General features: G+C 64.9%; 10 protein-coding genes and 1 pseudogene. 10 read left to right on the plus strand and 1 reads right to left on the minus strand.

Going from position 1 to position 12,174, the window contains the following annotated elements; translation table 11 throughout:
• Positions 1-390 precede the first annotated feature (390 nt).
• Positions 391-639: pseudogene (locus BDD18_RS22520) on the plus strand (EAL domain-containing protein); the annotation flags it as partial.
• A 62-nt stretch (positions 640-701) separates the two neighbouring features.
• On the plus strand, positions 702-842 hold the full coding sequence (locus tag BDD18_RS22930) for a hypothetical protein (RefSeq protein WP_420837327.1): 141 nt from the start codon (positions 702-704) through the stop codon (positions 840-842).
• Between the two features lie 19 nt (positions 843-861).
• On the opposite strand, the gene BDD18_RS12695 is transcribed toward BDD18_RS22930, so the two are convergent.
• On the minus strand, positions 862-1,758 hold the full coding sequence (locus BDD18_RS12695; protein ID WP_142083558.1) for a LysR family transcriptional regulator: 897 nt from the start codon (positions 1,756-1,758) through the stop codon (positions 862-864).
• 297 nt (positions 1,759-2,055) lie between these two features.
• Here BDD18_RS12695 and amaB point away from each other — a divergent pair, with 297 nt between their 5' ends.
• From amaB to BDD18_RS12735, 8 genes are all read left to right on the plus strand, one after another.
• Positions 2,056-3,591 (plus strand): L-piperidine-6-carboxylate dehydrogenase, encoded by a 1,536-nt coding sequence (gene amaB, locus BDD18_RS12700; RefSeq protein ID WP_142083559.1) that lies wholly within the window; start codon positions 2,056-2,058, stop codon positions 3,589-3,591.
• Positions 3,591-4,766 carry an NAD(P)/FAD-dependent oxidoreductase gene (locus BDD18_RS12705; RefSeq protein ID WP_211360756.1) on the plus strand — a complete coding sequence of 392 codons (1,176 nt, stop codon included), beginning with the start codon at positions 3,591-3,593 and terminating at the stop codon, positions 4,764-4,766. The genes amaB and BDD18_RS12705 overlap by 1 nt, the downstream gene beginning before the upstream one ends.
• Positions 4,767-4,818: 52 nt before the next feature.
• The gene (locus tag BDD18_RS12710; protein WP_142083563.1) at positions 4,819-5,736 is read left to right on the plus strand and encodes an amino acid ABC transporter substrate-binding protein; all 918 of its coding nucleotides are present in this window, start codon (positions 4,819-4,821) and stop codon (positions 5,734-5,736) included.
• Positions 5,733-6,959: a pyridoxal phosphate-dependent aminotransferase gene (locus BDD18_RS12715; RefSeq protein WP_142083565.1), complete on the plus strand. Its 1,227-nt coding sequence runs from the start codon at positions 5,733-5,735 to the stop codon at positions 6,957-6,959. Before BDD18_RS12710 ends, BDD18_RS12715 begins: the two co-directional genes overlap by 4 nt.
• Positions 6,960-6,982: 23 nt before the next feature.
• Positions 6,983-8,668, plus strand: a complete 1,686-nt coding sequence (locus tag BDD18_RS12720; protein ID WP_142083567.1) for a thiamine pyrophosphate-binding protein — start codon at positions 6,983-6,985, stop codon at positions 8,666-8,668.
• Between the two features lie 283 nt (positions 8,669-8,951).
• The gene (locus BDD18_RS12725; protein ID WP_142083569.1) at positions 8,952-10,142 is read left to right on the plus strand and encodes a Y-family DNA polymerase; all 1,191 of its coding nucleotides are present in this window, start codon (positions 8,952-8,954) and stop codon (positions 10,140-10,142) included.
• Between the two features lie 93 nt (positions 10,143-10,235).
• Positions 10,236-11,798, plus strand: coding sequence for a methyl-accepting chemotaxis protein (locus BDD18_RS12730; RefSeq protein ID WP_142083571.1), 1,563 nt, complete (start codon positions 10,236-10,238; stop codon positions 11,796-11,798).
• Between the two features lie 103 nt (positions 11,799-11,901).
• Entirely contained in the window at positions 11,902-12,171 is a 270-nt protein-coding gene (locus BDD18_RS12735; protein ID WP_066691534.1) for a hypothetical protein, read from the plus strand.
• The last annotated feature ends 3 nt before the right edge of the window (positions 12,172-12,174 follow it).

Consider the following 12,174-nt stretch of genomic DNA (forward strand, 5'->3'; position numbering starts at 1 on the left):
CGCGCACCTTGTCTTCGGACGTCGCGTTTGTGGGCAACACCCGCTCTCGTCTTTTATGCCCCGGTGTACGTTCCCGTACCCAAGCCAGTCATTTCCTTGGACACACCATGTTGACTGGCTTGTGCGTGTCATCCCCCCCGCCTGCGTGCAGAATGTCACAACTATTGCCCGCACGCGGGTGGCCCAGGCGGTTTGCAGCCCTTCCAGGGCTGGTTCTTACTCTTCAGGTGCCCTCATGACCCAAGTGATCAACGTCAACCCTTCTTTCCCCATCGGCTTCCAGCCCTTGGCGGGCACCCGCGCTGATTGCGATGCTTGTGGCAATGCAGAGCGCGTCGGTTTTCCTTTGAATTTGCCTACCAGCCCATTGTGGATGTGCAGACGCACCAGGTGTTTGCCCACGAGGCGCTGGTGCGCGGCCCGCAGGGCGAGGGGGCGGCCAGCGTGCTGGCGCAGGTGAACGAACTCAACCGCTACCGGTTCGACCAGGCCTGCCGCGTCAAGGCGATCAAGGGGGCGAAAGAGCTGGGCATGACCGAGCACCTGTCCATCAACTTCCTGCCCAACGCCATCTACAAGCCCGAGCTGTGCATTCGCACTACGCTGGAGGCCGCACGGGTGAATGGCTTTCCGCTGGATCGCATCATTTTTGAAGTGACCGAAGGCGAGCGCATTGAGGACGGCCCTGGTTTGCGCAGATCTTGCGCGAGTACAAGCGCAGCGGCTTCAAAACGGCTATTGACGACTGTGGTATCCGGCTCATGCAGGGCTATTTGTTTGCCAAGCCCGCGCTGCGTGCGATGGCGCCGCTGCGTGAAGAAGCCTTTGCCCCCGCGCGCTGAGCGGCCCTGCGGGCGTGTTTCAGGGGCTGTGGCACTCGGCCACCAGCCAGTCCCGAAAGGCCTTGACCAGAGGCGACTGCGCGCGCGCCTCGGGGTACACCAAGTAATACGCATCGGTGCTGGTCAGCACCAGGTCTGACAGCTCTACCAGGCTGCCTGCGGCCAGTTCCTGCTCGATCAAGAAGCGCGGCAGCAGCGCCGCACCCAGGTGCGACACCGCAGCTTGCGCAATCATGGCGAAGTGCTCCGACTGGGGGCCACGCAAGGCCAGCGCCGTGGGGGCGCCCGCCAGTTCAAACCATTCAGCCCACTGCGTGGGGCGGGTGCTTTGCTGCAGCAGCGCCACGCGGGTCAGATCTTGCGCCGTGCGGATGTGGTGACGGTCGCGGTAGGTGGGGCTGCACACGGGCACGGTTTCTTCGTGCATCAGGTATTCGCACACCGCCCCGGCCCAGTGCGGTGCACCGAAGTGGATGGCTGCGTCAAACGGCGTGCCAGCAAAGTCAAAAGGCTCGGTGCGTGCTGAGAAATTGACCATGGCCTCAGGGTGCAGGGCCATGAAGCCCCCCAGGCGCGGAATGAGCCAGCGGGTGCCCAGCGTGGGCAGCACGGCCAAGTTGAGCAGGCCGTCGGTGCTGGCAAACGCCATGGTTTTTTGGGTGCTGGCCGACAGTTGCTGCAGCACGGCCTGCACATCGGCCGCGTAGATGCGGCCTGCATCGGTCAGCACCACGCGCTGGCGCACGCGGTGAAAGAGGGCGGTGCCCAGTTGCTCCTCCAGCTGGCGAATCTGGCGCGATACCGCGCTTTGCGTCAGGTGCAACTCTTCAGCCGCCCGCGAGATGCTGGTGTGCCGGGCAGCTGCCTCAAAGGCCAGCAAGTCGGCAATCGGCGGCAAAAAGGTCTTGCGGAACATGGTGGTGCGGCACTGGGGTTAATGCTGATAGGGAATGAGCTGGCAGCGCTGCGTGCTCACCGTTTCGGTGCGCTAGCGCTTGCTATTTGAGCGCCAGCTACTCCTGAATTTGCACCCCATTTTGCGGTACTTCATTCTGATCGGGTATGAAGTTGTTCCAATTTTTTGCTATGCACTGCCCGGTGCAGGGTGGATAGTGGCACCATCTTTGCTGCTGAATTACCCGCGCCGGGGCGCCTGGGCTGTTGGCCCCTCTGCCCCATGTTTTTTCATTGAACACCTCACCGGTTGATTGCCATGTCTGACACCTCTGTTGCTTCCAGCGTTGTTTCTGAAGTCCATGCCCTGCTGCAGCGCCTGGGCGTACCCGCGTCTGCTTACCAGGGGGGCGACCTGACCGTGCGCTCGCCTCTCACCGGTGAAGTGGTGGCCCATGTGCCCCAGCACACGCCTGCCCAGACCACCGAGGCTATTGGTCGTGCCCACAGTGCCTTTGCTGCCTGGCGCACCGTGCCCGCGCCGCGCCGGGGCGAGCTGATCCGCCTGCTGGGCGAAGAGCTGCGCGCCGCCAAGGCCGACCTGGGCCGCCTGGTGACCTTGGAAGCGGGCAAGATTCCCTCCGAAGGCCTGGGCGAAGTGCAGGAGATGATCGACATCTGCGACTTTGCCGTGGGCCTGTCGCGCCAGCTCTACGGCCTGACCATTGCTACTGAGCGCCCCGGCCACCGCATGATGGAAACCTGGCACCCGCTGGGCGTGTGCGGCGTCATCTCGGCCTTCAACTTCCCCGTGGCCGTGTGGTCGTGGAACGCCGCGCTGGCCGTGGTGTGTGGCGACCCGGTGGTGTGGAAGCCGTCTGAGAAAACCCCGCTGACGGCCCTGGCCACGCACGCCATCGCCCAGCGCGCGCTGGCCCGTTTTGGCAGCGACGCGCCCGCAGGCCTGCTGGAGCTGATCATTGGCCAGCGCGACATTGGCGAGGTGCTGGTTCAGGATGCCCGCGTGCCCGTGCTGTCGGCCACCGGCTCCACCGCCATGGGTCGCGCCGTGGGCCCGCGCCTGGCAGCCCGCTTTGCCCGCGCCATTCTGGAGCTGGGTGGCAACAACGCTGCCATCGTTGCCCCGTCGGCCGACCTGGACCTGGCGCTGCGCGGCATCGCCTTTGCGGCCATGGGCACGGCAGGCCAGCGCTGCACCACGCTGCGACGCCTGTTTGTGCACGAAAGCGTGTACGACCAGCTCGTGCCCCAGCTCATCAAGGTATACGGCAACGTGCAGGTGGGCGACCCGCGCACCGAAGGCACGCTGGTGGGCCCGCTGATCGACCGCATGGCGTTTGACGGCATGCAAAAGGCGCTGGAGCAAAGCCGTGCGCTGGGTGCCAAGGTGCACGGCGGCGCCCGCGTCGAAGGCCTGGGCGGCCCTGATGCGTACTACGTGCGCCCCGCGCTGGTGGAATTGCAAAAGCATGAAGGCCCCGCGCTGCACGAAACCTTTGCGCCCATCCTGTACGTCACCCGCTACAGCACGCTGGACGAAGCCATCGCCATGAACAACGCCGTGGGCGCAGGCCTGTCGTCGTCCATCTTCACGCTGAACATGCGCGAGGCCGAGCAGTTCATGTCGGCCTCGGGCTCTGACTGCGGCATTGCCAACGTCAACATTGGCCCCAGCGGCGCGGAGATTGGCGGCGCGTTTGGTGGCGAGAAAGAAACCGGCGGCGGCCGCGAGGCGGGCTCCGACAGCTGGAAGGCCTACATGCGCCGTGCGACCAACACGGTGAATTATTCGACCGCGCTACCGCTGGCCCAGGGCGTGAAGTTTGACGTGTGATGCCCATCGTCATCATCGGCGGTGGCGTCATCGGCAGCGCCATTGCCTACTTTCTTACCCTGCAGCAGCCGGGCTGTGATGTCGTGGTGGTGGAGCGCGACCCGACCTATGCGCGGGCCTCGTCGGCCCTGTCAGCCAGCTCTATCCGCCAGCAGTTTTCTACTGACATCAATATCCAGATATCGGCCTACGGCATTGGTTTCTTGCGCAACGTGGGCACGCTCTTGGCTTGCCATGGCGACGCGCCCGACATCGGTCTGCATGAAGGCGGCTACCTGTACCTGGCCACCCAGGCGGGCGAGGCCACGCTGCGCGAGAACCACGCGCTGCAAAAACAGCATGGTGCCGACGTGGCGCTGCTGAGCCCGCAGCAACTGGCCGAGCGCTTTCCATGGCTGGCACTGAATGATGTGGTGCTGGGCTCGCTGGGCCTGTCGGGCGAGGGCTGGTTTGATGGCTACCTGCTGTTGACGGCACTGCGCAAAAAGGCACAAAGCCAGGGCGTGCGTTACGTGGCCGATGAGGCCGTGGGGTTCGACACAGCGAGCAGCGATGGCGTGCTGCACGTGAACGCGGTGCGCCTGCACAGCGGCGCTGTGCTGCCATGCCGTTATGCGGTGAATGCCGGTGGCCCGTGGGCCGCTGCCATTGCGGGCTGGGCGGGCATTGACCTGCCCGTGGCGGGCAAGCGCCGCACGGTGTTCAACCTCGCCAGCCCTGCGGCGCTGCCAGGTTGCCCGCTGCTCATCGACACCAGCGGCATCTGGTTGCGGCCTGAGGGCAAAGGCTTCATCTGTGGCTTTGCGCCGGATGCAGGCAACGATGCCGACTTCGCTCCGCTGGAGCCTGAGTACGCAGCGTTTGAGGAGCACATCTGGCCCCTGCTTGCCGAGCGCATCCCCGGCTTTGAGGCCCTGCGCATGCAGGGTGCCTGGGCGGGTTACTACGAGATGAACACCTTCGACCACAACGCGCTGGTGGGCCTGCACACCGCTTGCGACAACCTGGTGTTTGCCAACGGCTTCTCGGGCCATGGCCTGCAGCAGTGCCCTGCCGTGGGGCGCGGCCTGGCTGAGTGGATGTTGACGGGTCGCTACCAAAGCCTGGACCTGTCGCCGCTGTCCATTGAACGCATTGCACAGAACCAGCCGCTGCAGGAAAAGAACGTGATCTGAACAGCCCCGCTTTTTTCAACCTGCCAACGACAACACACAAGGAGACAACGACATGGCATCTTTTTGCAAGGCAACGCTCACGGCACTCGCGGCCGGGCTGACCCTGGCATGCGCGGCATTTGCGCCAGCCCATGCCCAGGCCCCAGCCACCAGCACGCTCGACAAGATCAAGGCATCGGGCAAGGTGGTGCTGGGCGTGCGCGAGACCTCGCCGCCCATGGCCTACGCACTGGGCGCCAACGAGAAGTACGTGGGCTACCACGTGGAACTGTGCGAGCGCGTGCTAAAGGAAATCGTGCCCCAGGCCAAGCTCGAATACATGGCCGTGACGGCGCAGAACACACTGCCCCTGGTGCAAAACGGCACGCTCGACATTGGCTGCGGCCCCACCACCAACAACACCGCACGACAGCAGCAGGTGGCCTTTGCCGTGACCACCTACGTGAGCGAGGTGCGCATGGCCGTGCGCAAGGATTCTGATCTGAAGTCCATCAGCCAGCTGGGCAACCGGACCATTGCGGCGTCCACCGGCACCACCGCTGTGCAACTGCTGCGCAAACAAGAGCGCACGCTGGGCGCGCCCATCAAGACCGTGCTGGGCAAGGACCACCATGAAAGCTTCATGCTGCTCGAATCGGGCCGCGCAGATGCGTTTGTGCTTGACGACAACCTGCTCGCCGGGATGATTGCCAATTCCAAAGACCCCTCGGCCTACCGCATCGTGGGTGAACCGCTGGGGGCCGAGCCGATTGCGCTGCTGTTCCGCAAGGACGACCCGACCTTCAAGGCCGCGGTGGATGGCGTGCTCACCAAGCTCATGCAAAGCGGCGAGATGGAAAAAATCTACACCAAGTGGTTTGTGAACCCCATTCCACCCAAGAACATGAGCCTGAACCTGCCGCTGGGCACCACGCTGCGCCAGCTGTTTGCCGCGCCCAACGACAAGCCTCTGGAGACTTACCAGCAATGAACGCTCCCATCCCCGTCACAGCCTTTCGCGCGGCCGATCGCCTGGGCGCCATCGGCGTCTCTGAAATCGTGCGCCTGACGCAAGAGGCCAACCAGCTCAAGCGCCAGGGCCAGCCCGTGATCGTGCTGGGCCTGGGCGAGCCGGACTTCGACACGCCCGCGCACATCCTGGAGGCCGCGCAAAAAGCCATGGCGCGGGGGGAGACGCACTACACGGTGCTGGATGGCACGGCCGAACTCAAGGCCGCCATCCAGCACAAGTTCCAGCACGACAACGGGCTGGACTTTGCGTTGAACGAAATCACTGCGGGTGCCGGTGCCAAGCAGATCCTCTACAACGCGCTGATGGCGTCGGTGAACCCGGGTGACGAAGTGATCCTGCCTGCGCCGTACTGGACTTCGTACGCCGACATGGTGCTGATTGCGGGCGGTGTGCCCGTGGTCGTGCCTTGCACCGAGGCCAACGGCTTTCGCATCACGCCCGAGCAGCTGGAGGCGGCCATCACGCCGCGTACGCGCTGGGTGTTCATCAACTCGCCCTCCAACCCCAGCGGCGCGGCCTACAGCGCTGAGCAGTTGCGCCCCGTGCTGGAGGTAGTGGAGCGCCACCCGCAGGTGTGGCTGCTGGCGGATGACATCTACGAACACATCCTGTACGACGGCCGTGCGTTTGCCACGCCTGCAGCCGTGCTGCCGTCACTGCGCGACCGCACGCTGACGGTGAACGGTGTCTCCAAAGCCTACGCCATGACGGGCTGGCGCCTGGGCTACGGCGCAGGCCCCAAGGCGCTCATTGCGGCCATGGCCGTGGTGCAGAGCCAGGCCACGTCGTGCCCCTCGTCCATCAGCCAGGCGGCGGCCGTGGCGGCGCTGACCGGGCCGCAAGACGTGGTGCGCGAGCGCTGCCAGCAGTTCCAGGCCCGGCGCGATCTGGTGGTGGCCGCGCTCAACGCCTCACCCGGCCTGCACTGCCGTGTGCCCGAGGGCGCGTTCTATACCTTTGCCAGTTGCGGAGGCGTGCTGGGCCGCACCACGCCCGGCGGCATGCTGCTGCGCACCGATGCCGACTTTTGCGCCTACCTGCTGCGCGAACACCATGTGGCAGTGGTGCCCGGTGGCGTGCTGGGGCTGGCACCGTACTTCCGCATTTCGTACGCCGCCTCTACCGCCGATTTGCAGGAAGCCTGCGCACGCATCCAGCGCGCCTGCCAGGCCCTGTTTTGAATTTTTGAACCGATACCGTTGATATGAAAACGATCACCCTCACCCCCCGCACCGGCGGCCAGATTTTGGTGCAGCAGCTCATCACCCATGGCGTGAAACAGCTTTTTTGCGTGCCTGGCGAAAGCTACCTGGCCGTGCTCGATGCGCTGCATGATGCCGACATCGGCGTGACGGTGTGCCGCCAAGAGGGTGGTGCGGCCATGATGGCCGAAGCGCAGGGCAAGCTCACGGGCCAGCCCGGCATCTGCTTTGTGACGCGTGGGCCTGGTGCGACCAACGCTTCCGCCGGTATTCACATCGCGCACCAGGATTCGACGCCCATGATCCTGTTCGTGGGTCAGGTGGCCCGCAACGCCATGGGGCGCGAGGCGTTTCAGGAGCTGGACTACAGCGCCGTATTCGGAACCATGGCCAAGTGGGTGGTTCAGATTGACGACCCGGCCCGTGTGCCCGAGCTGATCTCGCGCGCCTTTCACGTCGCCACCTCCGGCCGCCCTGGCCCTGTGGTGGTGGCGCTGCCCGAAGACATGCTGACCGAGGCCGCCACGGTGGCCGATGCCTTGCCCTACCAGGTGACGGAAACGCATCCCGGCGCTGCGCAAATGGCCGAGCTGGCCCAGCGCCTGCAAGCCGCAAAGAACCCTGTGGCCATCCTGGGCGGCAGCCGCTGGTCTGAGCAGGCGGTGCGCGAGTTCACCGCCTTTGCCGAAGCGTGGTCCATTCCCGTGTACTGCTCGTTCCGCCGCCAGATGCTGTTCCCGGCCACGCACGCTTGCTACGGTGGTGACCTGGGCCTGGGCGTCAATCCCAAGCTGCTGGCGCGCATCAAGGCGTCGGATCTGGTGCTGGTGGTGGGCGGGCGCTTGTCGGAGGTGCCATCACAGGGCTACGAGCTGTTCAACATCCCCACGCCTGCGCAGCCCCTGGTGCATGTGCATGCCGATGCGGATGAACTGGGCAAGCTGTATCGCCCCACACTGTCCATCCACGCCACGCCACAGGCGTTTGCTGCAGCGCTCAATACGGTGCGCCCCACGACCGCTGTACCCTGGAAGGCGCACACCGAGGCAGCGCATGCCGAGTACCTGGCCTGGAGTGACCCGGCGCCCATCCGCATCCCCGGTGATCTGCAAATGGGTCAGGTGATGCAGCACCTCAAGGAAGTGATGCCCGCCGACACTATTTTCTGCAACGGCGCTGGCAACTTTGCCACCTGGATTCACCGCTTCTGGCCTTTCACTCACTACGCGAGCCAGCTGGCACCCACCAGTGGGTCGATGGGCTACGGCCTGCCTGCAGGTGTGGGCGGCAAGCGCCTGTGGCCCCGGCGTGAAGTGATGGTCTTTGCGGGCGACGGCGACTTCCTCATGCACGGCCAGGAATTTGCGACCGCCGTGCAGTACGGCGTGCCCATCATCGTGGTGATCCTGGACAACGCCATGTACGGCACCATCCGCATGCACCAGGAGCGCGAGTACCCCGGCCGTGTCAGTGCCACGCAGCTCAAGAACCCCGACTTCAAGGCCTACGCCCAGGCCTTTGGCGGCCACGGCGAGCGCGTGGAGCGCACGGAGGACTTTGCCCCGGCCCTTGCCCGCGCCCGCGCCAACGGCTTGCCCAGCGTGCTGCACTGCCTGATCGACCCCGAGGCCATCACGCCTACGGGCACGTTGCAGGGCATTCGCAGCGCAGCGCTGGCCAAGAAGTAAAACGTTGCGCCTGCTCAGGCGGTGCCAAGGTACCGCCTGATTGGCCGAAGGTTTGTATCTGCCGCGTTCGCAGGCTGCTCACTGGTCTTGATGCGCCTGCCTCAGAGCAGGAGTTGTTGGCGGTGTCAGAGCCCGGCGCAAAGGGCAGCGTTCCTTTGCCCTAATGGCGGGATGACCACGCACAATACGGGGTGTGGCCGTTACCGAGACTGATCCAACCGACCCTGCGTTAGCAAATGCGCCTGCTTGCGGTAGCAAGCAGCGCCGCATTGCGCATCTGGACATGGATGCGTTCTACGCTTCTGTGGAGCTGCTGCGCTACCCCCAGCTCAAGGGCTTGCCCGTGGTGATTGGCGGTGGCAGGCGCAAGGTGGACGATGCCTTGTTGCAGCACCCCGATGGCTCAGGGCCGCGGGAGCCTTGCTTCATTCCTGTGTCGGAATTTCCCTTGCTCAAGGACTACGTGGGCCGGGGCGTGATTACCACGGCCACTTACCCGGCGCGGCGGTTTGGGGTGGGCTCGGCCATGGGCATGATGAAAGCGGCCAAGCTGTGCCCGCAGGCCATTGTGCTGCCGGTGGATTTTGAAGAGGTGCGCAAGTATTCGCGCATGTTCAAGAACGCCATTACCGAGATCGCGCCGGTGACGCAGGACCGGGGGGTGGACGAGGTTTACATCGACTTCACCGACGTGCCCGGCGGCCAGCGCGAAGGCGGGCGGGTGCTGGCGCGGCTCATCCAGAAGAGCATTTTTGAAAAGACGGGGCTGACTTGCTCCATCGGTGTGGCACCGAACCGGCTGCTGGCCAAGATGGCGAGTGAGTTCAACAAGCCCAACGGCATCTCCATCGTTTACGAGGAAGACCTGCAGAGCACGATCTGGCCGCTGCATGTGCGCAAGATCAATGGCATTGGCCCCAAGGCGGGCGAAAAGCTGGCGCGGCTGGGCATTGAAACCATTGGGCAACTGGCCGCGCAGGATGAGCGCTGGCTCATCAGCCACTTTGGAAAATCCACCGGCGCCTGGATGCACCGCGCGGCCTGGGGCCGAGATGACAGCCCGGTGGTGACTGAAAGCGAGCCCGTGAGCATCAGCCGCGAAACCACCTTCGAGCGCGACCTGCACGCCGTGCACGACCGCGCCGAGCTGGGCCGCATCTTCACGGCCTTGTGCGAGCAGGTGGCGCAGGACCTGCAGCGCAAGGGCTATGCGGGCCGCACCATCGGCATCAAGCTGCGCTATGCGGACTTTCGCGGCGCCACGCGCGACCAGACCATTGCCCAGGCCACGCAGGACGCCGCCATGCTGCGCCGCGTGGCGGGCCAGTGCCTCAAGCGCGTGCCGCTGCAACAGCGCTTGCGCCTGCTGGGTGTGCGTGTGGCCTCGCTGGTGCCGGTGGCCGAGGCGGCTTTGCACCCTGCCGCTGCGCACTCCCCCGGCCCGGCGCAGGGAGACACGCTGGGGCTGTTCTGACCATCAGGGTTATCACGTAAATCTTTGTGTCAGCAAACCACGGCACAATGGTTTGCACCGTTTCCGTGCGGAACCTTTCGGCAGGACTTACCTATGCGCGTCAACCTTCCCGTCACCAACAACGAATACGACTTTCCGGCCGACGAGCTGCTGATGTCCACCACCGACACCAAAGGGTTGTTGACACACTGCAACGCGCCCTTTGCCCGTGTGAGTGGCTTCACCATGGAAGAACTCATGGGCCAGCCGCACAACCTGATCCGCCACCCGGACATGCCGCCCGAGGCCTACAAGGACATGTGGTCCACCATTGGCCGGGGGCGCAGCTGGACGGGCTTTGTGAAGAACCGGCGCAAGGACGGCGACTTCTACTGGGTGCAGGCCCACGTCACCCCCATCATGCGCCAGGGCAAACCGGTGGGGTACATGTCGGTGCGCACCAAGCCCACGCGCGAGCAGGTTCAGGCCGCCGAGGCCTTGTATGCGCGCGTCAAGCAGGAGCGCGAGTCCGGGCGCCAGACCATCCGCATCCATGCCGGTGGCGTGCGCAGCACCAGCATGTGGGACCATCTGCGCAAGCGCTACCGCACGGGCCCCACGCTGCGCCTGGCGGCCATGCTGCTGCCGCTCATGCTGGTGTCGCTGGTGCCAGGCTGGATGGGCTGGAACGATGGCATGGCCCTGGCCCTGCACACCCTGGCCTGGCTGGTGACGGCGGGCCTGGTGCTGGCGCGCTACCACGTGGGCATGACCCTGCCCATCCGCAGCCTGCGCCGCCTGCTCAACGGCATGGCCGCTGGCGACCTCACACACCGCGAGCCCGAGCTGCCCATGACCCATGTGCTGGGCAAGGTCATGGCGCGCGTGCAGCGTCTGCAACTCAACATCCGGGCCGTGGTGGGCGACGCGATGGAGGAAATGGAGCGCTTCAGCGGCATCTCGGCGGAAATCGCCCAGAGCGCGCAGGATCTGTCGGGCCGGGCCGAGTCGCAGGCCAGCAGCCTGGAAGAATCGGCCGCCGCCATGGAGCAGATCTCCGCCACGGTGGAAAACTCCAACGAGGCCGCACAAAAAGTGGTGCGTGAGAGCCGCCACAGTTCCGAGCTGGCGACCCAGGGCGGGCAGGCGGTGGCCCAGGTCAGCCAAGTGGTCAGTGCCATCGAGCAGTCTTCGCGCAAGATGGGGCAGATCATCTCCACCATCGAGGGCATCGCCTTCCAGACCAACATCCTGGCGCTCAATGCGGCCGTTGAGGCCGCGCGTGCGGGTGAGCAGGGGCGTGGCTTTGCCGTGGTGGCAGGGGAGGTGCGCAGCCTGGCGCAGCGCTCGTCCGAGGCCGCCAAGGAAATCCAGGCGCTCATCAACGAGTCGGCCGGCAACATCGGCCGCGGTGCGGGCCTGATGCAGTCTGCCAGCAAAACCATCGAACAGGTGGTGCAGTCGGTGGCGCACGTCAATACCCTGATGGGCCAGATGGGTGTCGCAGCGCGCGAGCAGGCCGAGGGCATCTCACAGGTCAACGAGGCCGTCACCTTGCTCGATCGGGATACCCAGCAGAACGCCGCGTTGGCGGAGCAATCGGCCGCAGCATCCCGCGTCATGAGTGACAGTGCTGCCGTGCTCGGGCGCACGTTGGAAGTGTTCCGCGTGCGCTGAGGGTGGTGTCATCCCGATACGGTGTGCCGGGTGGCACACCGGCATCTTGACGAAAACTTACGTCAGACTTTCATTGGAGTCCCCGTCGCGCCGGGAGATTCCAATGACCCTCGAAGAACTGCAACGCATCAAGCAATGGCATGTGGATCACAAGGCCGACCACCCCTTGGAATACCACTTGTGGGATGCGGTCCTGACCTTCTGGCTCAGGGGTTGGGTGGGTTGGTTTCCCACCTACCTGTTTGACCAGTGGTGGGGCGCACCCCTGTGTTGTGTGGGCATGCTGTTCCCCAGCCTCTATGTCACCTGGCGCGGTAGCGAGCACCGGCGCCATAAGCTGCGCTGCGACTGGCTCGATCTGCGCCGTTCCTGACAG

This window comes from Acidovorax temperans, assembly GCF_006716905.1.
Taxonomy (GTDB): Bacteria; Pseudomonadota; Gammaproteobacteria; order Burkholderiales; family Burkholderiaceae_C; genus Acidovorax; species Acidovorax temperans.